Origin of the sequence: Rhodococcus artemisiae, from assembly GCF_036327795.1 — a bacterium.
Taxonomy (GTDB): Bacteria; Actinomycetota; Actinomycetes; order Mycobacteriales; family Mycobacteriaceae; genus Rhodococcus; species Rhodococcus artemisiae.
This window is the reverse complement of the sequence record NZ_JAUTXY010000011.1, coordinates 125,410-147,614: the sequence shown is the minus strand read 5'-3', so window position 1 is coordinate 147,614 and position 22,205 is coordinate 125,410. Positions and strand designations below refer to the sequence as shown.

Here is a 22,205-nt window from a genome sequence, read left to right as displayed (position 1 = left end):
CTACCGTTCCGCCGGCTGAATGGACACGACGCCGTTGCCGTCCCACCTGAGGGAGAAGGCTTCGCCGCTGCCCTGGCCGATCGCCGACCGCCACGACACATCGGTCACGAAGGATTGCGTCAGCATCCCTTTCGCGCATACGAACGCGTCGGGGTCGACGACGAGCGGGTATTGCGGCGACACCTCGAGATGGATGAGCGGGCCACCCGACGAGAGCAGCGCCACCTGACCCGATCCCGACACCGTGGTCGTGAACAGACCCTGCCCGCTCATTCCGCCGCGTACCCCGGCGAACGTGACGTTGGTGGTGAGGTTCCCGTTCAGCGCAAGCAGCTGTTCGGATTCGACCTGCAACGTCTCGTTGTTCAGCTCGAGCACCGTGGTGTTCTGCGCTCGGTGCGCGAGGTACACCACGCCGGTGCCTGTGCACTCCATGAGCGACAGGCCTTCGCCGGCCGCGCGCTGGCGCAGACCCGCGAGCACGCCGTCGCCGCCGCCGAACCCCGCAGATTTGAAGGTGATCTGCCCCTCGTACGCCACCATCGAACCCGACAGAGCGCGGATCGTGGAGTTGTTCAGTTGGGCTTCGATCACTCGTTTCGATTTCTCGAGCAGTCGCATGGCGCGAAGAGTATCGGCACACGATGACCGTGTCCCTTCGGGTCCCCTACCGCTCGGCAGCGGAACAGTTCACAGGGGCAGGGGCCGATTCTCTACGACACGTTTCATGACGAGCGTCGAGCTCAGTCGCTGGACACCGGGGAGTGCGGAGAGCTGTTCGTCGTAGAGCGCCTGGTAGGCCGACAGGTCGCGGGTGAGGACACGCAGGAGATAGTCCGGGTCGCCGAACAAGCGTTGAGCCTGGATCACGTTGGGAATCGTGGCCACGGCCGTCTCGAATGCGTCGAGGGTGATTCGTTCCGCGGTGTGCATCGTGACGAACACCAGCGATTCGAAGGTGAGGCCGAGGACATTCGCGTCGAGCTGTGCGTGGTATCCGCTGATCGCTCCGTCGCGCTCCAGTGCGCGTAGGCGCCGGTGGCAGGGCGAGATGCTCAGACGCACGCGATCGGCGAGCTCGGTGATGGTGAGTCGGCCGTCTTTCTGTAGCTCAGCAAGAATTTCCCTGTCGATTGCGTCCATGTGGAAGATCTTCCCTCAAAGGCGACGCGGCAGGTGAGTACTTGCAAACACATTCCAGGGGAAAGTTCCTAATCTTTCCTTGGGACTAGTCGTCTCGTTCAATTCACGGAAATGAGGTGACCCATGGCTGCCGGTGTCGTTGTTGCGTTCTGGATGGTGTCCATACTGTTCGTACTGACGCCGGGCGCGGACTGGGCCTATGCGATCACTGCGGGACTGCGCTATCGGAGTGTCGTGCCTGCCGTCAGCGGAATGTTGCTCGGGCACCTCGTGATGACCGCGATCGTCGCGGCCGGTGTCGCGGCTGTGCTCGCACAGTCGCCGGTGTTGCTCGCGGTGCTGTCGACCCTCGGAGCCGCGTACCTGATGTGGCTCGGCGTGGGGATGCTCACGAGCCCGTCGGCTCCGCAGGAAGGTGGGCCGGGTGGCACCCACTCGTGGGCGCGGCAGACCGTCAAGGGTGTGGGGGTCAGCGGCCTCAACCCGAAGGTGTTTCTGTTGCTCCTGGCGCTGCTGCCGCAGTTCACAGATCCGGCAGGCCCGTGGCCGCTCGCCGCGCAGATCGTGATGCTCGGTGTGGTGCACGTGATCACGTGCGCTGTGGTGTACCTGGGTGTCGGCGCGGGTGCGAAGCGTGTGCTCCGCGCCCGCCCGGCAGCAGCCACGATCGTGAGCCGCGTGTCGGGTGCGGTGATGATCGCGCTCGGAACGGCGCTGGTGATCGGCCAGGTTCTCCTCTAGTGCGAACGAGAAGCCAGTGCGAACGAGAAGCGCGGATCATGTTGCCTGCAAGGCAACATGATCCGCGCTTCCGGTGCCATAGCCTGATCACGTCAGAGGCCGAGATCCTTCGCGATGATCGTCTTCATGACCTCGCTCGTCCCACCGTAGATGCGGGTGACGCGGGTGTCGGCGTAGAGGCGCGCGATCGGGTACTCGGTGATGTATCCGTAGCCGCCGTGCAGCTGCAGACACTTGTCGATGATCCGGCCGGCCGCCTCGGTCGCGAACAGCTTCGCGCGGGCAGCGTCGGGGACGGACAGCTCGTCGCGGTCGTTGAGCTCGATCGCGTGGTCGACCATGATCTGCATGGCCTGCAGTTCGGTCGAGCACTCGGCGAGCACGAACTTGGAGTTCTGGAACGAGGCGACGGGCTTGCCGAAGACCTTGCGGTCCTTGGTGTATGCGATGGCGTGTGCGATCGCGGCCGACGCCGTCGCGGCTGCGCCGAACGCAATCGTCAGACGCTCCTGAGCGAGGTTCTGGGTGAGGTACGAGAAGGCCTTGCCCTCTTCGCCGAGCAGATCCGCGACCGGAACCTTCACGTCGTCGAACGACAACTCGGCCGTGTCGGAGGTCCGGAGACCGATCTTCTTCAGCTTGCGACCGACGGAGTAGCCCTCGCTCGATGCGTCCACCACGAGAATCGAGAGGCCACCGCGACGGTTGTCCGGGTCGTAGGGGGTCGTGCGGGCGACGACGAGCACCCGGTCGGCGAGTGCACCACCGGTGATGAACGTCTTCGATCCGTTGAGTACGTAGTGGCTGCCGTCGTCCGACAGCTTTGCGCTGGTTGCGATGTTCGCGAGGTCGGAGCCGGTGCCCGGCTCTGTCATCGCGATCGCGAACATCAGGTCACCCGAAGCGAATCCGGGGAGCCAGCGCTGCTTCTGATCCTCGGTCGCGTTCTGCATGATGTACGGCAGGATCAGGTTCGAGTGCACCGACGACGAACCGAACGACACACCCGCGGCCGATGCCTCTTCCGCGAGGATCACGTTGAACTTCAGCGAGCTCTCGCCGCCTCCGCCGTACTCCTCGGGGACCTGGATGCCGAGGAATCCGAGTTCGCCCATGCGCCGGTAGAAATCGCGCGGGGGATGTCCCTCTTCTTCCCATTCCTCGTAGACCGGGACGACTTCCTTCGCGATGAAGGTCCGAACCGTATCGCGGAATGCTTCGTGGTCCTCGTTGAACACCGTACGCTGCAAGGCTTTTCCTTCCGGTAAATGTGACAGGGCAGCAGGATTACAGCGCGTACTCGCGGAGGATGCCCTTGCTGATGATCGTCTTCTGGATCTCGCTGGTGCCCTCGCCGATGAGCAGGAACGGCGCCTCACGCATGAGCCGCTCGATCTCGTACTCCTTGGAGTAGCCGTAGCCACCGTGGATGCGGAAGCTGGCCTGCGTCACCTCGGAGCAGTACTCGCTCGTCAGGTACTTGGCCATGCCGGCGGCGACGTCGTTGCGTTCGCCCGAATCCTTCAGACGTGCAGCGTTGACCATCATCAGGTGCGCGGCCTCGACCTTGGTCGCCATCTCGGCGAGGGAGAACGCGATCGCCTGATGTTGCGCGATCGGCTTGCCGAACGTGGTGCGCTGTTGTGCATACCGGGCTGCAAGCTCGAATGCGCGGATCGCGACACCGCACGCGCGGGCGGAGACGTTGACGCGACCGACCTCGACACCGTCCATCATCTGGAAGAAGCCACGACCGGGAGCACCGCCGAGGATGGTGTCGGCAGAGGCTTTGTAGTCGTCGAAGACCAGTTCGGTCGTGTCGATGCCTTTGTAGCCCATCTTGTCGATCTTGCCGGGGATGGTCAGCCCGGGCGCCACCTCGCCGAAACCTGCAGGCTTCTCGACGAGGAACGTGGTGAGGTTCTGGTGCGGCTTGTCGGCGCCCTCCTCGGTACGGACGAGTGCGGCGACGAGGGTGGAGCTTCCGCCGTTGGTCAGCCACATCTTCTGGCCGTTGATGACGTAGTCGCCGTCGGCGTCGCGCTTGGCCTTGGTACGGATCGCAGCGACGTCGGAGCCGAGTTCGGGCTCGGACATCGAGAACGCGCCGCGCACCTCGCCGGTTGCCATGCGCGGCAGGAAGTGCTGCTTCTGTGCTTCGGTTCCGTGCTGGCGGATCATGTACGCGACGATGAAGTGCGTGTTGATGACGCCGGAAACGCTCATCCAGCCCCGCGCGAGTTCCTCGACGCACAGGGCGTAGGTGAGCAGCGACTCGCCGAGTCCGCCGTACTCCTCGGGGATCATCAGACCGAACAGGCCCATCTCGCGCATCTGATCGACGATCGCCTGCGGGTAGGTGTCGGAGTGTTCGAGGTCCTGTGCGTTCGGGATGATCTCGCGGTCGACGAAACGTCGTACGTTGTCGAGGATCTCGGTCTGGAACTCGGTCAGGCCGAGGGTCTGGGCCAGGCGGGTCATGCGTTGTCCTTCTGCTGGGTGCGGACAGAGCCGGCGGCGGCGAGTGCGTCGATCTCGTCGTCGGTGAGGCCGAGATGTTCGGTGAGGATCCCGGCGGTGTCGTCACCGTTGGCGGGGGCGGTGCGCACGGGCGGGTGCTCACCGTCGAACGACATCGGTGTGCTCGGTGCGAGATGCGTGCCGATGCGCGGCTGGTCGATCTTCTGGAACATCGGGTTGTTCGTCACGCGTGGGTCGGAAGCGAGTTCGGCGAACGTGCGGTAGCGCTCGTGCAGGATCGAGGTGCCGTCGAGCGCGGCCTCTGCCTCGGCGACGGTGTGCTCACGGAACCATTTGGCGAACAGGCCGCCCAGCACCTCGCGGTGTTCGAAACGGACACCTTCGTCGCGGAAGTCGACGCCGAGCGCGGCCTCGAGCGCAGCTGCGGCCGAGGTGGTGCCGGTGAGTTCGGTCAGATCGCGGAAGTGTCGCGGGGTCAGGGCGACGATCATGATGCGGGCACCGTCCGAGGTGGTGAAGTCGGAGCCGTAGGTGCCGTAGACGGCATTGCCGAAGCGGCCGCGTCCGGGAAGTCCGAGCTGTGCTTCGGCGAGGTAACCGAGGTTGCCTGCGGTCGCGAACGCGACGTCCTCGAGCGGCAGCACGATCTTGGTTCCGGCGCCGGTGATCTCGCGTCGGTAGACGGCCGACGCGACCGACAGCGCCGCGTAGAGGCCGCAGGAGACGTCCCATGCGGGGAGCACGTGGTTGACGGGGCTGTCGAGGTTCTCGGGCCCGGTCACCTGGGGGAACCCGGTGGCGGCGTTGACGGTGTAGTCGACGGCACCGGTGCCGTCGGCACGCCCGAGGACCTGGACGTGGATCAGATCGGGCCGGATGGCGGAGAGCTCGTCGTAGTCGAGCCAGTCGCGTCCGGCCGCATTGGTGACGAGCACACCGGCGTCGATGATGAGATCTCGAATGATCTTGTGTGCCTGGGGGTCACGGAAGTTCGCTGCGAACGAACGTTTTCCCTTGTTCAGGCCGGCCCAGTAGATGGACTCGTCGTCCTCGGTCAGCGGCCACCGGTGGTAGTCGGCAGCTCCGCCGATCGGATCTACGCGGATGACGTCGGCGCCGAGGTGCGCCAGGGTCATGCCACACAGGGGTGCGGCGACGAAGCTCGACACTTCGACCACGCGCACACCCGCAAGAGGGGCGGTGGACGAGGGGAGCTCGTCTGTGGAGGCGGTGGAGTTCATGGTTTCTCTGTCCTCGTCCGTCACGTGTGTTCGGGCACGCGTGACCCGAATCGGTTCCCAGTCAGCATGCAACAGGTTTCTGGGGCGGACCAGCACCGATCGGCTATCGATCGGTTAGCGCAGATCAATATTCCGCTCCGGTTGTGACGGGTCATAGGTTCTGGTGATCGTTCGGATCGGGCAGAACTCTTTGTGTTCGGTGAGCTCCGTCACGTTGAATGACATCCAACGCCAGGCGTGATGCTCCACGCCGATCGCGAGGCCAGTGCAGCCCGCGTCGGTTTCCTCCGAGTCTTGAAGGGACTCCACGTGACCACAGGTGAGATCGTGAATGGTACGGACCGTACCCACGATGGCCCCGAGCCATCCGAATCCAAACTGCCGTTCAAGGTGACTGCCGGCCGTGCCTGGGGTATGACCGGGTTGGTCATCTTCCTGTATGTCGTGAACTACGCCGACAAGGCCGTGCTCGGCATCATCGCTCAGCCGCTCGCTCGGGAGTTCGGGCTGACCTCGTCGCAGATCGGCCTCGTCGGCTCGCTGTTCTTCGTGACCTTCACCGTCGGCGGCTTCCTCGCCGGACCGCTCGAGAAGAAGTTGACCCTCAAGTGGGCACTGCTCGCGCTCGGACTGACCTGGTCGGTCGTGATGCTGCCGCTCGTCGTCACCGGGGGCTTCGTCGTCCTCGTCGTGTGCCGCATGTTGCTCGGCCTGGGTGAAGGCCCGAGTTCGGCCCTCATGCACACCGCCGCGTACTCGTGGCACCCGCCGGCCAAACGCGGTCTGCCCGGCGCATTTCTCGCCGGCTCTGCCTCGGTCGCCAAGATCGCGCTCGCTCCGGTCCTGACCTTCATCACCGTTCAATACGGGTGGCGTATGGCCATCGTTGCGCTGTCGGTCCTCGGTCTGGTGTGGATGGTGTGCTGGATCCCCGGCTTCAAGGAAGGCCCGTTCACGTCCAAAGCAGTCAAGGGTGCCGATACCGCGGTGGGGTCCGCGCCGACGGAGCCGTCCGTGTCGTGGCGCAAGATCTTCTTCACCCGCACCTTCGCGAGCTGCGCCTTCATGATCATCGTCGTGTATGCGCTCACCACCGTGGTCCTCACCTGGCTGCCGTCGTACTTCGAACTGGGCCTCGGCTACAGCGCCCTGCAGGCAGGCTCGATGTTCGCACTTCCCTCGATCGTCGGACTCGTGCTGATGATCTCGTCGGGCACCGTCACCGACCGCCTGCGTGGTCGCGGCTACACCTCCCGCGTGGTCCGCATCATCGTTCCCGCCATCGGCGTCCTCATCTGCGGTGCGGTCCTGGTCTTCCTCCCGTCGATCGGTACCCCGGCCCTCGCCGTGGCGGTCGTCTCGATCGGCTACGGCTTCGGCGCCATCGCCTTCCCGCTGATCAACGCCGCGATCTCCGAGCTGTGCCCGCCGCAGCAGACCGCCGGCACGATGGGCGTGTTCCTCGCGCTCATGGCAGTCGGTGGCCTCGTCGCCCCCTACGGCACCGGCCTCATCGTCGACAGCGCTGCCACCGCAGCCGAGGGTTACGCGACCTCGTTCCAGATCATCGGTGTCCTCGGTGCGATCGCGGCGGTGCTCGTGCTGGTGTTCGCCAACCCCGAACGCGACCGCAAGATCATCCGCGGCGAGGTTCTCGCGAAGTCGGCATAGCTTCCGCCTAACGGAAGCTTCCGCCGAAAGACTTTCCCTCACCGGCCGGGCGCGTGGTCTCCTCGACGTGAGAACCACTACCCGGCCGGTGGCACTTTGCTGGTGTTCGCTCCATCGGGTTACCGACCAGACCGATTTGTTCGCTACCACAAAAAGGACCGATTCACATGCGCGATGCCGTGATCGTCGATGCCGTCCGTACTCCCATCGGACGACGGGGCGGTGCCCTGTCCGAAGTTCACCCCGTCGACCTCTCGGCTCATGTGCTCCGCGCACTCGCCGAACGCAACGGCTTCGAGCCTTCGTCGGTCGACGATGTCCAGTGGGGTTGTGTGAGCCAAGTGGGCGCGCAGGCCGGAATCGTCTCACGTAGCGCAGTGTTTGCCGCTGGATGGCCCGTGTCGGTGCCCGCCACCACGATCAACCGCGCCTGTGGGTCGAGCCAGCAGGCCGTGTCGTTCGCCGCCGGGTCCGTGATCGCCGACCAGGCCGACGTCGTCGTTGCCGGTGGTGTCGAGTCGATGTCACTCGTTCCGATGGGCAGTGCCGTGAAGAACCCCGGCGAGAACTACCCGCCCGAGGTGCTCGAACGGTTCGGTGTCAACGGATTCAGTCAGGGCATCGGCGCCGAGATGATCGCCGAGAAGTGGGGGTTCACCCGCACCCGACTCGACGAATTCTCGCTCCGCTCTCACGAACTCTCCGCGGCCGCGACCGATGCCGGTGCGTTCGAGAAGCAGATCGCTCCGATCGCGGGTCTGCGCACCGATGAGGGCATCCGCCGTGGAGGTACGCTCGAGTCGCTCGGCAAGCTCAAGACCGTGTTCAAGGAGGACGGCGTCATCCACGCCGGTAACTCCTCGCAGATCTCCGACGGTGCCGGTGCTCTCCTGATCACCACCAGCGAGTACGCCGCGCAGCAGGGATGGACCCCGCTCGCGCGCATCCACACCGCGGTCGTGGCGGCCGATGACCCGGTCGTGATGCTCACGGGCCCGATTGCCGCTACCGAGAAGGCCCTCGCGAAGTCGGGTCTGTCCATCGACGACATCGGCGCCTTCGAGATCAACGAAGCATTCGCACCAGTGCCGCTCGCATGGCTCGCCGAGACAGGCGCGAAGCTCGACCGGCTCAACCCTCTCGGTGGCGCGATCGGTGTCGGCCACCCGCTCGGTGGCTCCGGCGCGATCCTCATGACCCGCCTTGTACACCACATGCGCGACAACGGCATCCGCTACGGCCTGCAGTCGATGTGCGAGGCCGGCGGCATGGCCAACGCCACCGTTCTCGAACTGCTCTGATACCCGCCTACTCAACTCGAGGATCGAAAATCATGGAACTCAAAGGTCTTTCCGTCGCCGTCACCGGCGGCGCCTCCGGTCTCGGACTCGCCGCCGCCCAGCGTGTGCTCGCCGCGGGTGGCAACGTCACCCTCATCGACCTGCCGTCGTCGGACGGTGCCGACGTTGCCGAGGGGCTCGGTGACGGCGCAACATTCGCGGCCGCGGATGTCACCGACGCCGAGCAGTTCGCTGCCGCCCTCGACGTCGCGCACGAGCGCGGGGGGCTGCGTGGAGTCGTGCACTGCGCTGGTGCCGGCCGCAAGATGCGGATCCTCGACAAGGAGGGTAAGGCGGGCTCGCTCGAGGACTTCGAGTTCGTCATCCGCCTCAACCTGATCGGGTCGTTCAATGCGCTGCGTCTCGGTGCCGAGCGCATCGCTCAGCTCGAGCCGATCGACGGCGAGCGCGGTGCAATCGTGATGACCGCATCCGCAGCGGCGTACGAAGGACAGATCGGCCAGATCAATTACTCGGCGTCCAAGGCGGGCGTCGTCGGTATGACGATCGTCGCCGCCCGCGACCTCGCGAGCAAGAACATCCGCGTCAACACCATTGCCCCCGGCATCATGGACACGCCGCTCCTCGCGCGTCTGCGCGACGACGTGCGTGCGTCGCTCGAGGCCACCGTGCCGAACCCGGCGCGGATGGGCCGTCCCGACGAATTCGGACGTCTCGCTGCGTCGATCCTCGAGAACGGTTACCTCAACGGCGAGACCATCCGACTCGACGGTGCCATCCGCATGGCACCGCGCTGACCAGGGGTTCGACGATGACTCCCAATCAGTCCGACTGGGCCGACACCGCGTTGTCGTACCCACAGACGTCGATGGCGGTGTGGGCGCCGAGCATGGCTGCCATGTACGGCGACCGCGCTGCCGTCGTCGACGGTGATCGTGTCCTCACGTACCGCGAGCTCGACGAGTGTTCGGCACAGTTCGCGAACGCGTTGAGTGCTGCCGGTGTCGTCGCGCACGATGTCGTGCTCATGCATCTGGGCAACTGCGCCGATTTTCACATCGCCTACTACGGCGCATTGCGTGCCGGTGCCACGTTGACCCTCGTCAATCCGCTTCAGCCCGGTCCGGGTCTGCGACGCCAGATCGAGGAGACGGGGGCTGTCGCTGCCGTCACGGCGCCCGCGCAGCTGGACACACTGCTGGGTGCGTCGGAGGGTACGACCGTCGAGCTCATCGCGGTCGTGTCCGACGAGCCCGTCGAGGCGGCCGGGGCCGGCGCGGTGCAGTTCGCCGAGCTGCTGGCGCGTCACTCCACCGAGTTCGAGCCCGCGCAGGTGAGCGGAGACGACGTCGCGCACATCGCGTACACCGGTGGTACGACGGGGGTTTCGAAGGGCGTGCGGGTTCTGCATCGCAACGTCGTCGGCAACGTGACACAGATGTGCGGGTGGCGTGCCGGACACCAGACCGTGGTGAAGGACGGTCTGGTCTCGCTCGAGAAGATCGACGGACTCGATATCGCGGGTGTCACCCCGGCCCAGGGTTCGACGATCGTGGTATCCCCGTTGTTCCACGCGCACGCGCTGATCAACACCTCGTTCCTGCTCGCGTGCGGCCTCACGCAGGTGCTCGCGGGACGCTTCGATCCGGCCCGGATGCTCGAACTGATCGAGCGCTACGAGGCCAGCTACATCACCGGAAGCCCGGCGATGTGGCACTCATTGGCTACACACCCGGACGTCGCGACCCGCGACCTGTCGACGGTGCGGGTGGTGTCATCGGGTGCCGCCCCGATCGACCACGTCACGCTCGAGGCGCTCGGACGCGCGTTCCCCAACGCGACTGTCGCCGAGGGTTACGGCCTGACCGAGGGCACATGCGTCGTCACCGCGATGCCGTTGGCCCGCGGCCTCGACTATCGGATCGGTAGCGTCGGCCTTCCTGTGTTCGACACCGAGATCGAGATCCGCCCGCAAGGCGACGCAGCGGGGACGGTCGGTCCGAACGAGCGCGGCGAACTGTGGGTCCGCGGCCCGCAGGTCACCGACGGCTACCTCGGGCACCCGGAGATCACGGCAGAGCAGTACGTGGACGGCTGGCTCGCGACCGGCGACATCGCCTACCGCGACGACGACGGCTACCTGTTCATCGCCGACCGCGCGAAGGACATGCTGATCTACAAGGGCTACAACGTGTATCCGCGTGAGCTCGAGGAGATCATCGTGACACATCCGTCCGTGTCGACCGCTGCGGTGGTGGGGCGCGATGTCGGTGCGACCGGTCAGGAGCCCGTGGCGTTCGTCGTGCCTGTCGCGGGTGCGGACATCGACGAGGGCGAACTCGAGGCCTACGTCGCAGAACGCGTGTTGCCGTACAAGAAGATCCGGGAGGTCGTGGTTCTGGATGCGCTGCCGACCTCGGCGGCGGGCAAGATCCTCAAGACCGACCTGCGCGCCCAGCTGACATAACGCAGTGAGCCGCTGCCCGTGCACGGTTCCGGTAGACCCATACTGGATCTGTGCACGGGCGGTTGGTGTTTCACGGGTGGAGTTCGCGCACGAACGAGGCAGCCACATCCCGTCGACGGGATGTGGCTGCCTCGTTCGTGAAGCGGTTACGACGAGCGCTGGGCCTGCTTGACGAGTCCGCCGCCGATGATCAGGCGCTGGATCTCGCTGGTGCCCTCGTACAGACGCAGCAGCCGCACGTCGCGGTAGATGCGCTCGACCGGTACCTCGCGCATATAGCCGGTTCCGCCGTGGATCTGCACCGCGAGATCGGCGACTTTGCCGACCATTTCGGTGCAGTACAGTTTCGCGGCCGACGGGGCGATGCGGCGGTCGGTTTCCTCGACCCACGCGCGCGCGGCGTCGCGCACCAGGGCGCGTCCGGCCATGACGCCGGTCTGCTGGTCGGCGATCATCGCCTGTACGAGCTGGAAGTTGCCGATCGGGTTGCCGCCCTGCGTGGCGGTGGCGGCGTATTCGACGGACTCGTCGAGGGCGCGTTGTGCCTGGCCCACCGAGAGCGCGGCGATGTGCACGCGGCCGCGGGCGAGGGAGACCATCGCGGCCTTGTACCCGACGTCCTCGCTGCCGCCGACGAGCGCGGAATTCGGCACACGTACCTCATTGAAGTGCACGTCAGCGGTCCAGGCGCCTTCCTGGCCCATCTTGGCGTCCTTGTTCGCGACCTGCACACCTTCGGTGTCGGCGGGGACGAGGAACACCGCGATGCCGGTGCCGTTCTCGTCGGCCGGGCGGGTGCGGGCGAACACGACGAACAGGTTCGCGAGCGGCGCGTTGGTGATGAAGCGCTTCTCGCCGGTGATGATCCAGTCGTCGCCGTCGCGGACGGCCTTGGTGCGCAGGCCCGACGGGTTGGAGCCGGCGCCGGGCTCGGTGAGCGCGAACGAGGCGACGACGTCGCCGGAGGCGATGCCCTCGAGCCACTGCTGCTTCTGCTCGTCGGTGCCGAAGTTGACGAGGACCTGGCCGGCGATGCCGTTGTTGGTGCCGAACATCGACCGCAATGCCAGGGTGGTGTAGCCCAGTTCCATGGCAAGTTCGGCATCCTGCTGGAGGTTGAGGCCGAGACCGCCCCACTCCTGCGGGATGGCGTAGCCGAACAGGCCCATGTCCTTGGCAGCCTGACGGATGTCGTCGGGAATCGCGTTGGTGTCGGCGATCTCCTGCTCGCGGGGGACCACGACGTTGCGCACGAACGCACGGGTCTGGGCGAGGATCTCGCGGAAGTCGTCTTCGTCGACCTCGGGGGCCGGAGTCGCAAGTGTCATGACTACCACTTTCGAGGCCGCCTCGGGTCGTGTCCAATACGAATGGCGCCATTCCCATATAGGCAGTCTCGATGGATTCCGAAGGGTATTTCGTGCGGTCGCGTGGATATATTCGAAGGCATCGACCCGTTTCGGGGACAACTCAGGTCCCCTCGAAAGGATTTCAGATGTCGCTGTTGGAGAACCGTACCGCCGTGATCACAGGTGGCGCGCAGGGTATCGGCTTCGCGATCGCCCAGAACTTCGTCGATGCCGGTGCCCGCGTCGTCATCGGCGACCTCGATCTCGACGCCGCCACCGCAGCAGCGGACAAGCTCGGCGGTCGTGACGTGGCCCGTGCGGTGAAGGCGAACGTCGTCGAATCCGCCGATTGGGACACCCTCCTCGCAGAGGCGGTCGACGGCTTCGGTTCGCTCGATGTCGTGGTCAACAACGCCGGCATCACCCGCGACGCGACGATGCGCACGATGACCGAAGAGGATTTCGACCTCGTCATCTCGGTGCACCTCAAGGGCACGTGGCACGGAACCCGTAAGGCTGCCGCGATCATGCGTGACGCCAAGCGCGGCGCGATCGTCAACATCTCGTCGCTGTCCGGCAAGGTCGGCATGGTGGGCCAGACCAACTACTCCGCCGCGAAGGCAGGCATCGTCGGTCTCACCAAGGCCGCCGCGAAGGAAATGGCTCACCACGGTGTGCGCGTCAACGCTATTCAGCCCGGCCTGATCCGCTCGGCGATGACCGAGGCCATGCCGCAGAAGGCGTGGGATCAGAAGATGGCGGAGATCCCGATGGGCCGTCCGGGCGAGGTCGACGAAATCGCCTCGGTGGCACTGTTCCTCGCATCCGACATGTCGTCCTACATGACCGGCACCGTCCTCGACGTCACCGGCGGCCGTTTCATGTGACGGTCCCGTCACCCACACCTCGAAAGGTCATCATGCGCGAAGTTGTCATCTGCGAGCCCGTCCGTACCCCCATCGGTCGCTACGGCGGAATGTTCAAGTCCCTCACCGCTGTCGATCTCGGTGTCACGGCGCTGAAGGGTCTGCTCGAGCGGACGGGTGTGTCGCCCGACGAGGTCGGCGACGTCATCCTCGGGCATTGCAACGGCAACAGTGAAGCCCCGGCCATCGGTCGTGTCGTCGCTCTCGATGCCGGTCTTCCGGTCACCGTGCCCGGCATGCACATCGACCGTCGCTGTGGCTCCGGTCTGCAGGCCGTCATCCAGGCTGCGCTGCAGGTCGGTAACGGCGACAACGAACTCGTCGTGGCCGGTGGTACCGAGTCGATGAGTAACGCAGCGTTCTACTCGACGGACATCCGCTGGGGCGGTGCACGCACCGGTGTGCAGATGCACGACGGCCTGGTCCGGGCCCGCTCGACCGCGGGCGGCAAGCATTACCCGGTCCCCGGCGGCATGATCGAGACCGCCGAGAACCTGCGCGCCGAGTACGGCATCAGCCGTCAGGAGCAGGATGAGCTCGCGGCGGAGTCGCACCGCCGCGCGGTGGCCGCTCAGCAGGCCGGCATCCTCGCCGAGGAGATCATCCCGGTCACCGTGCCCTCGCGTAAGGGCGACCGGATCATCGACACCGACGAGCATCCCCGTGCCGACACCACCGTCGAGACTCTCTCGTCGCTGCGGCCGATCATGGGCAAGCAGGATCCCGACGCCACCGTCACGGCCGGCAACGCCAGCGGGCAGAACGATGCCGCGTCGATGGCGATCGTCACGACCCCGGAGAAGGCTGCGGAGCTCGGCTTGACCCCGCTCGTGCGCATCGTGTCGTGGGGTGTGGCCGGTGTTGCACCCAAGATCATGGGCATCGGCCCCGTGCCCGCGACCGAGATCGCACTCGCCAAGGCCGGCATCACGCTTGCCGATGTCGACGTCATCGAACTCAACGAGGCGTTCGCGGCGCAGGCGCTGGCCGTGACCCGCGAGTGGAAGTTCGGTGCCGCAGACTTCGAGCGCACCAACATCCACGGCTCCGGCATCTCGCTCGGTCATCCGGTCGGCGCGACCGGTGGGCGCATGCTCGCGACACTCGCCCGCGAGTTGCACCGGCGTGAGGGCCGCTACGCCCTCGAGACCATGTGCATCGGCGGCGGCCAGGGTCTCGCGGCGATCTTCGAACGCGTGTCCTGATTCGTCGTCACGTCTGAGTTCCACCGACAACGGTCGGCCGGCATCTGCCGGCCGACCGTTCCTTGTTTCCGCTGGTCGGGCGCGCCCATTGATGCCGGAACTGATATGTGTTCTACTTTTGCCCAGAGTGGCGTACGGCACATTTCGGACAGGGATGTGAGCGGCGCCGTTGCAGGACCGATCGGAAGGAACAGCACTATGTCTCTGAATCTGGCCGACCTCACCGAAGCGGTGGTCGACGCGATTCCCGATCGCACGGCCATCGTCTGCGGCGACCGATCGCACACCTATGCGCAGTACGATGCCGCCGCCAACCGGATCGGTCATCACCTCGCCGCGGCGGGGGTCGAACCCGGCGAACATGTCGGACTGCACATGCGCAACAGTCTCGAGTACCTCGACACGATGCTCGGCACCATGAAGATCAGGGCCGTCCCGATCAATATCAACTTCCGATACGTGGGCGCTGAACTCGACTACCTCTACAACAACGCCGAACTCGTCGCGCTCGTGGTGGACGCAGACCTGACCCATGTCGTCGCCGAGGTCCTGCCCGACTGTCCGCACCTGCGACACATCGTGGTCGTCGGCGATGCTCCCACGTCGGCGCTCGATGACGCAGCAGCACTCGCCGAGGTTACCGTCGTGCGGTACGACGTCGCCGTCGCGGACGCCTCGGACGAACGCGACTTCGCTCCACGCAGCGACGACGACCTCTACATCCTCTACACGGGTGGCACCACCGGCATGCCCAAGGGCGTGATGTGGCGGCACGAGGACTTCTACTTCGCCGCACTCGGCGGAGGCAACGCGTACGGCGACCCGCACGACAGTCCCGAATCGCTCGCTGCCGCGGCCGCCGCCAACGAACACCCGTTGACGTATGTCGTCACCGCTCCGCTCATGCACGGCGCTGCCATGTACGCCGTCTTCATGGGCCTGTTCATGGGCTTCCCTCAGGTGATCATGCGCAACTTCGAACCGGCGGAGGCGCTGCGTCGGATCGACGAACACAAGGCCGCCGTGCTCATGGTCGTCGGAGATGCGATCAGCCGGCCCATCGCCGACGTCCTCGCCGAGCGTCGCGACGAGTTCGACCTCAGCTCGCTGATCGTCATCGGTTCGGGAGGTGCGCTGTGGTCGGTCAGCGTGCGCGACCGCCTGAAGGAACTGCTCCCCAACGTCATGCTGCTCAACTCTTTCGGTTCGTCCGAATCGGGAGCCAACGGTGCCCTCACCCCCGGCGAGGACGGCAAACAGAGACTGCCCGCGTCCCCGAAGGTGCGCGTCGTCGACACCGACTATTCGACGATCGAACCGGGATCGGACGCCATCGGCTACCTTGCGCGGGTCGGTCACGTACCGGTGGGCTACTACAACGACCCCGAGAAGACCGCCGCCACCTTCCCCGTCGTGGACGGCACACGAATGTCGCTGCTCGGCGACCTTGCCACGGTCGAGGCGGACGGCTCGATCATCGTGCTCGGCCGCGGCTCGGCCTGCATCAACAGTGGTGGCGAGAAGATCTACGCGGAGGAGGTCGAGGAGGCGGTCAAGGGACATCCCGCGGTGGAGGATGCACTCGTCACCGGCGTACCGGATCCCCGTCTGGGCGAGACGGTCTCGGTGGTCGTACAGCTGCGCGAGGGTGCGCACGAGCCGACGCAGGAGGAGCTCGCCGAACACTGCCGGACCGTCATCGCCGGGTACAAGGTCCCCCGGCATGTCGTCGTGATGCCGCAGATCGTCCGCTCCCCCGCTGGCAAGGCTGATTACCGGTGGGCCAAATCGGTACTGACGCAGTCGGTTACCACCGAGGTCTGATCACTTGTGAGAGTTGCTCTCAGGTCGGTGTTCGCTGCGCCGATGAGGGACTCGAGGGTGGCGGTCAGCACGGATCGGCTCTTGCCGGCAGCCCACCGCGTCACTGTGCCCCTGCGGTACTCGATCAGGGTGAGCGCGTCGCTGTCCTCGAGCGCTGACGGCTCCGGAGCGCCGCTGCCGGAGCCGATGCTGGTCTGATGCAGGGCGAGGACGTCGAGCGAGATTCCGATACGCGCGAGTGCTTCGGTGAGGGCCTCCACCGGGCCGACGCCGTGATGCGAGCTGGTGTGCTCGGAGTCGTCGACGCGCAATGTGAGAGTCGTGGTCTCATTGGTGGTGTCGAAGCCTGTCAGTTCGATGGCGGGCTTGCCACCCGGCGTGACGATGTACTCGGCCTCGAAGATGTCCCACAGTTGTGATGCGGTGACTTCGCTGCCGGTGGCGTCGGTGTGCTTCTGTATGTGGCGGGCGAAGTCGATCTGCAGACGCCGGGGCAGTTCGATGCCGTACCCGGCCTCCAGCAGGTAGGCGATGCCGCCCTTGCCGGACTGCGAGTTCACCCGGATGACGGCATCGTAGCTGCGGCCGAGGTCGGCGGGGTCGATGGGCAGGTACGGCACGCGCCACTCGGTCTCGCTGACTCGACGGCCCTCGGCGGCCGCGCGGGCATGGTGCTCGGCGAAACCCTTCTTGATCGCGTCTTGGTGAGTGCCACTGAAGGCGGTGTGCACGAGGTCGCCGACATACGGATGTCTGGGATGGATCTCGATGCGGTTGGCGTGCTCGACGGTGCGGCGGATCTTGTCGATGTCGGAGAAGTCGATCATCGGATCGACGCCCTGCGCATGCAGGTTCAGGGCGAGAGTGGCGATATCGACATTGCCCGTGCGCTCCCCGTTGCCGAACATGCAGCCTTCGACGCGCTGTGCTCCGGCCAGGACAGCGAGTTCGGCACACGCGACCCCGGTACCGCGGTCGTTGTGCGGGTGCACGGACAGGATCACCGCATCGCGACGATCGAGGTTCTTGTGCATGTATTCGATCTGATCGGCGTACACGTTCGGGGTTGCGATCTCGACGGTCGCAGGAAGATTGAGGATGACCGGACGCTGCAGCGAGGCATCCCACAGCTTCGTCATCGCATCGCAGACCTCGAGAGCGAAGTCGGGCTCGGTGAGGTTGAAGACCTCGGGTGAGAACTCGAAACGCACATTCGCGAGGTCGCCGGCGAATTCGAGCACATCCCGGCCTCCGGACATGATCAACTCGGTGAGCGCCGCTCGGTCGTGCCCGAGCACGACATCGCGCCACGTCGGTGCGGTTGCGGTGTACATGTGGATGACAACATCATTGCGGACGCCTCGGACCGACTCGACAGTGCGCTCGATGAGGTCGCGGCGGGCCGGCGTGAACACGACGATCGTGACGTCGTCGGGTGCGATGTCGGTATCGGCGATGAGGCGGACGAAGTCGTAGTCGGTCTGCGAGGCCGACGGATAGCCGACCTCGATCTCCTTGTAGCCCATCGCGACCATCAGCTCGAACAAACGGCGCTTCCGGGCGGGATCCATCGGCTCGGCCAGCGCCTGATTGCCGTCGCGCAGATCGACCGGTACCCACAGCGGGGCTGCGGTCATGCGCTTGCACGGCCAGTCACGCTCTGTGAGTGGAACTTCCACACGGGAGTGGACATCGCGGTAACGGTGTGAGGGCATCTGTGAGTGCGTCTGCCGATTCCAGGAGGGGGTATCGGCGGGTACCCGTCCGGCGGGAGTGTTGATGCTGGGGAAGGCGGTCATGTTCGTGGTTCCTTCTACGGGTCGTGACGTGTCGACCGGCGCGTTCGGGCTCCACGACGGGAGCCGGTCGGGCTACACCCCGCCGTGGCGGCGAAGAAGAAGGAATCCGAGGATGAGCATGCGGCGACGCTACCACAGCTCCTCAGACAAGCTGAGGAGCTGAAGGTGTCGAGCCGGGCATGGGAGAATGGCGACATGTCACTCGTCCGTCGTGAGTCACTCGCCGAACAGGCCGCTGACCTGCTGTTGTCGCGAATTCGAGACGGCGAGTGGAACGTGGGAGACAAGCTGCCCGGGGAGACCACACTCGCTCCTCAGCTCGGAGTCGGCCGCTCGACCGTGCGCGAGGCGATCCGGCAACTCGCCGGTCAGGGGGTGCTCGCTTCGCGTCAAGGGGCGGGGGTGTTCGTCACCGCCCTCGATATTCCGGAGAACTGGGATGCAGTCCTGCATCGAGCCGACATCGCCGCCGTCATCGAAGCGCGCATCGCGATCGAGGTCGAGGCTTCCGCTCTGGCGGCCGAACGCCGCACGCCCTCGGACCTCGAGAACCTGCGCCTGGCATTGGTCGACCGCGCGAAGCATCGAGTGGACATAGAAGCGCACGTCGATACCGACTTCACTTTTCATCGAGGCATCCTGCTGGCAGCGCACAGCGCGATCCTGCTCGAACTGTTCACTCACTTCGCGCCGCGCAGCCGTCAGGCGATGGTCGACATGCTCCGTCTCCGAGGCACTCATGGAGACGACGCCGACCACGCCACACACGAACGCATCTACAACGCGATCGACTCGCGTGATGCCCTGGCGGCAGCCTCTCTCACACGCACCCACCTGAATTCACTCAAGGAACTACTTCTCCGATGAGACGGATTCTCTGATCATGGAGGGAACAAGGTCTCGAGACGGTGGAACCCGCCGCACCACGACATCACGGATGGTGCCACCGCCGGTCGAGGTGATCGCGCCCGAGGATCACCCCTCCGACAGCCGGTAGAACCGGAAGAAGCTGAAATCCTCGATCGGGAGGATGTCCATCCGGGCGAAGCCGGCCTCCTGCGCGTACTTCCGAAGAATGGCGGGGCGCATGACGGTGCCCGTCCCCGCGCTCGGTTGGTGACTCATCCCGTCGGGGAGGCAGACCGTCAGACTGTATCCGTACATGAGCCGCTCGACGTCGTCGCCCGGCGCGGTGAATTCCTCCCCGACGGCCTCGTCCATCACGATCACCGCACCGCCCGGCACGAGCGCGCGACGTGCTGCCGCGAGCACCTGCACCGGTCGCGGCATGTCATGAATGCACTCGAATGCGAACACAGCGTGGAACGCCGACTCGGGAAGTCCGGTCGCGTCCGCTTCGGTGATCGTGATCTGCTGCGCCACATCAGGTTCCGACGATATATTCGAACGTGCGAGTTCGACGCTGGCGCTGTCGATGTCGAAGCCGTGCAGTGTGGCGTTCGGATAGGCTCGGGCGAGTGCGATGGTGGACCATCCACCACCGCAACCGATGTCGGCGATCGCAGCTCCCGGGGCACGGAGTAGATCGTCGACCTCGGGTACAGACTGCAGCGCCCCCGGCAATGCCAGCTCGAACCACGGGCGGTTCACGTCGGACTGCGACTCGCGCGCATCGCTGCCGTAGCGCGCCCAGCCGACACCACCGCCCGTGCGATACGCCTCGAGCAGGGCCGGCATCTGCACGGCGCCGCTGGTCAGGAGGCGTGGCAGCGGAGTCAGATACGCCAGGCTGCGCTCATCGGTGAGTACTTCCGCTCCGGCGGGCGACAGTGTGAAGTGCGGGGGTTCGTCGTGGTCGACGGAGAGCAGCCCGGTCACTGCCTGCTGTTCGAGCCACTCGCGCGCATACCGCGGGTGGGTTCCGGTGCGGGCGGCGAGTTCGTCGGCGGTGGCCGGGCCATTGGACGCGAGACTGCGGTACCAGCCGAGCCGGTCGCCGAGATAGATGGCGAACACGTCGATCGCGCCGAGAGCGGCATCGACGATGCGCTGGGCATAGGCGTCGACCGAATCCGTTTCGGCGACGGAAAGTGAAGGTTGTTCGGGAGTGGATGTGGACATGGCTGTCATCTCCGTAAACGAATGGTGTCTACCATCGTGACCCTCGACTCGGCCGGTGTCACCGGTCGTTCGCCGTTCGAATCATCTTCCGCGCCGAGCAGCGCTACCGAATTCGGACGCTCGCGCAGGACATCCGATCACTCACTCGCCTTGCTCGGAGAAGGCAGGTCCGCTCAGGGCCGATCGGTCGACGACTTCACGAGGTCGACGAACGCGCGCCCGGCCTTCGACAGCGTCGCGGGGTCGAACGCCAGGGCAACCGTACGGGTGAATGTCGGCTCGCACGGCCGCACCACGGCAATGTCGCGGACCGATTCCGCGACCGAACGTTCGAGCAGCGACCCGCCGATTCCTGCCAGCACCATCGGGGGCCGTGCCTCCCGGTGATCGGTGACCGCCGCGATGCGCGGCGCGGCGCCCTGCCGACGCATCTCACGGTCGATCTCGTCGCTCAGGATGCCGCCTCCTCGCGGCACGAACACCATGGGAATCGACGGCAGCGATGCCAGCTCCACCGGTCCGGGTGGGAGTTCGGTGCCCGGCGGATACGCGAGCCAATATTCCTGCTCGCCGAGGTCGATCATCTCGAGTCCGAGGCCGTTCTCGAACGGCAGGTGCGCGACCACGAACTCGCAGTGCCCGTCGCGGATCACCGAGGCGGAGTCGCCCTCGCTTCGGAGATCGCCGAAACGCACCGTCGCCTTGGGGTGGGCGCGCCGGAACCGGGCCACCAGATCGATGATCGGGCCGGTTGCGAGGGCGGGGAACACCATCAGGTCGAGGCGGCCGGTGACCTCGGCGGAATGCGAGGTCAGTAGCTCCTCCACCCCTGCGACATCACGCAGGATCTGGCGGCTCGGTCCGATGAGGCTGTGTCCGGCGGCGGTGAGCACCATACCGCGGCCGATGCGGTGGAACAGCTGCACACTCAGCTCACGTTCGAGGCTGCGCAGCGCCTGTGACACGGTCGGCTGCGCGACGCCGAGGGCGGCGGCTGCGCCGTTGATGCCGTCGTTCTCGACGACTGCGAGGAAGTATTCGATCTGGCGGAATTCCATCTTCTCTACGCTCCCGGTTTCGTGCCGGTTGCGGCCGAGATGAATGCGGCCGCTGCCGGTGACGGTTCTCCGGCTCGCAGGACGAGCCCGACGGGACGGCGCAGCGGCGGATCGAGCCGCAGGACGGTGGCGCCGGGTATCTGCTTTTCGGCGACCAGTCTGGGTACCACGGTCGCTCCGGTACCGCGCATCACGAACTCCCAGATGGCGGTGGGGTGAGCGCAGTCGACGACGACGTTGTCGGAACCCAGCAGCTCACCGGTCTTCGCAGCGTCGGCGGGTGATCCCAGATCGATGACCAGGGGAACCTTGCGAACGATCTCGCGCGGCACCGGGTCGGGAAGTTCGGCCGCGAGGTCGGGATGCAGCGCGAGGACCATCTCCTGCTCGAGGAGTGGGACGGTGATCATGCCCGCGTGCTCGGCCGACAGGTCGGTCACTCCGATCTCGGCCTCGCCGCGTCGGAGTGCGGAGTGCACACCGGCCGGGCCGTCGGAGTCGGAGATCGACACCATGATGCCGGGATGTCGGGTCCGGAACCGTCGGACGAGTTCGACGACGGGATGGACGGAGAACGCGGAGTACGTCACGATCTGGATGCGTCCGGCCTCGAGTTCGCGGACTGCGGCGACCTTGCTCTTCGCGCGTTCGACGTCGGCGAGAATGCGGCGCGCCGCGACCTCCAGGGTGCGGCCGTCCTCGGTCAGAGTGAGGCGCCGCCCGGTCCGGTCGAAGAGAGTGGTGTCCAGGCGGCGTTCGAAGGTTCGGATGGCCTGCGACAGTGATGGCTGTGAAATATACAGAGCCTGAGCTGCTTTCGTGATTCCACCGTGGTCGATGACGGCCACGAAGTAGGTCACGAGATGCAGGTCCACCCGTTCATCCTAGGTGGTCGAGTATTCGACGGTGCCTGTCGG

General features: G+C 65.8%; 19 protein-coding genes and 1 pseudogene. 9 read left to right on the top strand and 11 right to left on the bottom strand.

Annotated elements, in window-relative coordinates:
• Both Q7514_RS21905 and Q7514_RS21900 read right to left on the bottom strand, forming a co-directional pair.
• Positions 1–621 carry an AIM24 family protein gene (locus Q7514_RS21905; protein WP_330135363.1) on the bottom strand — a complete coding sequence of 207 codons (621 nt, stop codon included), beginning with the start codon at positions 619–621 and terminating at the stop codon, positions 1–3.
• A 69-nt stretch (positions 622–690) separates the two neighbouring features.
• Entirely contained in the window at positions 691–1,143 is a 453-nt protein-coding gene (locus Q7514_RS21900) for an Lrp/AsnC family transcriptional regulator (protein WP_330135362.1), read from the bottom strand.
• 123 nt (positions 1,144–1,266) lie between these two features.
• On the opposite strand from Q7514_RS21900, the gene Q7514_RS21895 reads away from it, so the two are divergent.
• A complete protein-coding gene (locus Q7514_RS21895; protein WP_330135361.1) occupies positions 1,267–1,884 on the top strand; it encodes a LysE family translocator in 618 nt (205 codons plus the stop codon).
• 92 nt (positions 1,885–1,976) lie between these two features.
• On the opposite strand, the gene Q7514_RS21890 is transcribed toward Q7514_RS21895, so the two are convergent.
• The 3 genes from Q7514_RS21890 to Q7514_RS21880 are packed head-to-tail and all read right to left on the bottom strand — an operon-like array spanning position 1,977 to position 5,606.
• Positions 1,977–3,134: an acyl-CoA dehydrogenase family protein gene (locus Q7514_RS21890; protein ID WP_330135360.1), complete on the bottom strand. Its 1,158-nt coding sequence runs from the start codon at positions 3,132–3,134 to the stop codon at positions 1,977–1,979.
• A gap of 37 nt (positions 3,135–3,171) precedes the next feature.
• Entirely contained in the window at positions 3,172–4,365 is a 1,194-nt protein-coding gene (locus Q7514_RS21885) for an acyl-CoA dehydrogenase family protein (protein ID WP_330135359.1), read from the bottom strand.
• Positions 4,362–5,606, bottom strand: a complete 1,245-nt coding sequence (locus Q7514_RS21880; protein WP_330135358.1) for a CoA transferase — start codon at positions 5,604–5,606, stop codon at positions 4,362–4,364. The genes Q7514_RS21885 and Q7514_RS21880 overlap by 4 nt, the downstream gene beginning before the upstream one ends.
• Positions 5,607–5,915: 309 nt before the next feature.
• Between Q7514_RS21880 and Q7514_RS21875 the strand changes: the two genes are divergently transcribed.
• The 4 genes from Q7514_RS21875 (at position 5,916) to Q7514_RS21860 (ending at position 11,045) form a co-directional block, all read left to right on the top strand.
• Positions 5,916–7,277 (top strand): MFS transporter, encoded by a 1,362-nt coding sequence (locus Q7514_RS21875; RefSeq protein ID WP_408016157.1) that lies wholly within the window; start codon positions 5,916–5,918, stop codon positions 7,275–7,277.
• Positions 7,278–7,444: 167 nt separating this feature from the next.
• Entirely contained in the window at positions 7,445–8,578 is a 1,134-nt protein-coding gene (locus Q7514_RS21870) for a thiolase family protein (RefSeq protein ID WP_330135357.1), read from the top strand.
• Between the two features lie 32 nt (positions 8,579–8,610).
• On the top strand, positions 8,611–9,375 hold the full coding sequence (locus tag Q7514_RS21865) for an SDR family NAD(P)-dependent oxidoreductase (protein ID WP_330135356.1): 765 nt from the start codon (positions 8,611–8,613) through the stop codon (positions 9,373–9,375).
• 14 nt (positions 9,376–9,389) lie between these two features.
• On the top strand, positions 9,390–11,045 hold the full coding sequence (locus tag Q7514_RS21860) for a class I adenylate-forming enzyme family protein (RefSeq protein WP_330135355.1): 1,656 nt from the start codon (positions 9,390–9,392) through the stop codon (positions 11,043–11,045).
• A 146-nt stretch (positions 11,046–11,191) separates the two neighbouring features.
• Here Q7514_RS21860 and Q7514_RS21855 read toward each other — a convergent pair whose 3' ends face one another.
• Entirely contained in the window at positions 11,192–12,373 is a 1,182-nt protein-coding gene (locus tag Q7514_RS21855; RefSeq protein ID WP_330135354.1) for an acyl-CoA dehydrogenase family protein, read from the bottom strand.
• Positions 12,374–12,540: 167 nt separating this feature from the next.
• On the opposite strand from Q7514_RS21855, the gene fabG reads away from it, so the two are divergent.
• The 3 genes from fabG to Q7514_RS21840 all read left to right on the top strand — a co-directional run bounded on the left by fabG (position 12,541) and on the right by Q7514_RS21840 (position 16,349).
• Positions 12,541–13,281, top strand: coding sequence for a 3-oxoacyl-ACP reductase FabG (fabG, locus tag Q7514_RS21850; protein ID WP_330135353.1), 741 nt, complete (start codon positions 12,541–12,543; stop codon positions 13,279–13,281).
• A gap of 32 nt (positions 13,282–13,313) precedes the next feature.
• Complete coding sequence (locus tag Q7514_RS21845) at positions 13,314–14,525, top strand: acetyl-CoA C-acetyltransferase (RefSeq protein ID WP_330135352.1); 1,212 nt, start codon at positions 13,314–13,316, stop codon at positions 14,523–14,525.
• 198 nt (positions 14,526–14,723) lie between these two features.
• Entirely contained in the window at positions 14,724–16,349 is a 1,626-nt protein-coding gene (locus Q7514_RS21840) for an acyl-CoA synthetase (protein ID WP_330135351.1), read from the top strand.
• Here Q7514_RS21840 and Q7514_RS21835 read toward each other — a convergent pair.
• Positions 16,298–18,148 carry a 2-isopropylmalate synthase gene (locus tag Q7514_RS21835; protein ID WP_330135350.1) on the bottom strand — a complete coding sequence of 617 codons (1,851 nt, stop codon included), beginning with the start codon at positions 18,146–18,148 and terminating at the stop codon, positions 16,298–16,300. The two genes, Q7514_RS21840 and Q7514_RS21835, sit on opposite strands and share 52 nt — an antisense overlap.
• Positions 18,149–18,343: 195 nt before the next feature.
• On the opposite strand from Q7514_RS21835, the gene Q7514_RS21830 reads away from it, so the two are divergent.
• Entirely contained in the window at positions 18,344–19,015 is a 672-nt protein-coding gene (locus Q7514_RS21830) for a FadR/GntR family transcriptional regulator (protein WP_330135349.1), read from the top strand.
• Here Q7514_RS21830 and Q7514_RS33245 read toward each other — a convergent pair.
• From Q7514_RS33245 to Q7514_RS21815, 4 genes and pseudogenes are all read right to left on the bottom strand, one after another.
• A pseudogene (locus Q7514_RS33245) lies at positions 19,001–19,114 on the bottom strand (TRIC cation channel family protein); the annotation flags it as partial. The gene Q7514_RS21830 and the pseudogene Q7514_RS33245 sit on opposite strands and share 15 nt — an antisense overlap.
• A 9-nt stretch (positions 19,115–19,123) precedes the next feature.
• The gene (locus tag Q7514_RS21825) at positions 19,124–20,230 is read right to left on the bottom strand and encodes a class I SAM-dependent methyltransferase (RefSeq protein WP_408016156.1); all 1,107 of its coding nucleotides are present in this window, start codon (positions 20,228–20,230) and stop codon (positions 19,124–19,126) included.
• A gap of 173 nt (positions 20,231–20,403) precedes the next feature.
• The gene (locus Q7514_RS21820; RefSeq protein WP_330135347.1) at positions 20,404–21,288 is read right to left on the bottom strand and encodes a LysR family transcriptional regulator; all 885 of its coding nucleotides are present in this window, start codon (positions 21,286–21,288) and stop codon (positions 20,404–20,406) included.
• A 5-nt stretch (positions 21,289–21,293) separates the two neighbouring features.
• Positions 21,294–22,163, bottom strand: a complete 870-nt coding sequence (locus tag Q7514_RS21815; protein ID WP_330135346.1) for a LysR family transcriptional regulator — start codon at positions 22,161–22,163, stop codon at positions 21,294–21,296.
• Between the last annotated feature and the right edge of the window lie 42 nt (positions 22,164–22,205).

Bases quoted from the DNA above. Each gene is read 5' to 3' on its own strand.
- Q7514_RS21880 (WP_330135358.1), bottom strand. From the start codon at position 5,606: ATGAACTCCACCGCCTCCACAGACGAGCTCCCCTCGTCCACCGCCCCT.
- Q7514_RS21830 (WP_330135349.1), top strand. From the start codon at position 18,344: ATGTCACTCGTCCGTCGTGAGTCACTCGCCGAACAGGCCGCTGACCTG.
- Q7514_RS21860 (WP_330135355.1), top strand. From the start codon at position 9,390: ATGACTCCCAATCAGTCCGACTGGGCCGACACCGCGTTGTCGTACCCA.
- Q7514_RS21885 (WP_330135359.1), bottom strand. From the start codon at position 4,365: ATGACCCGCCTGGCCCAGACCCTCGGCCTGACCGAGTTCCAGACCGAG.
- Q7514_RS21840 (WP_330135351.1), top strand. From the start codon at position 14,724: ATGTCTCTGAATCTGGCCGACCTCACCGAAGCGGTGGTCGACGCGATT.
- Q7514_RS21895 (WP_330135361.1), top strand. From the start codon at position 1,267: ATGGCTGCCGGTGTCGTTGTTGCGTTCTGGATGGTGTCCATACTGTTC.
- Q7514_RS21865 (WP_330135356.1), top strand. From the start codon at position 8,611: ATGGAACTCAAAGGTCTTTCCGTCGCCGTCACCGGCGGCGCCTCCGGT.
- Q7514_RS21845 (WP_330135352.1), top strand. From the start codon at position 13,314: ATGCGCGAAGTTGTCATCTGCGAGCCCGTCCGTACCCCCATCGGTCGC.
- Q7514_RS21855 (WP_330135354.1), bottom strand. From the start codon at position 12,373: ATGACACTTGCGACTCCGGCCCCCGAGGTCGACGAAGACGACTTCCGC.
- Q7514_RS21825 (WP_408016156.1), bottom strand. From the start codon at position 20,230: ATGTCCACATCCACTCCCGAACAACCTTCACTTTCCGTCGCCGAAACG.
- Q7514_RS21905 (WP_330135363.1), bottom strand. From the start codon at position 621: ATGCGACTGCTCGAGAAATCGAAACGAGTGATCGAAGCCCAACTGAAC.
- Q7514_RS21900 (WP_330135362.1), bottom strand. From the start codon at position 1,143: ATGGACGCAATCGACAGGGAAATTCTTGCTGAGCTACAGAAAGACGGC.
- fabG (WP_330135353.1), top strand. From the start codon at position 12,541: ATGTCGCTGTTGGAGAACCGTACCGCCGTGATCACAGGTGGCGCGCAG.
- Q7514_RS21870 (WP_330135357.1), top strand. From the start codon at position 7,445: ATGCGCGATGCCGTGATCGTCGATGCCGTCCGTACTCCCATCGGACGA.
- Q7514_RS21820 (WP_330135347.1), bottom strand. From the start codon at position 21,288: ATGGAATTCCGCCAGATCGAATACTTCCTCGCAGTCGTCGAGAACGAC.
- Q7514_RS21835 (WP_330135350.1), bottom strand. From the start codon at position 18,148: ATGACCGCCTTCCCCAGCATCAACACTCCCGCCGGACGGGTACCCGCC.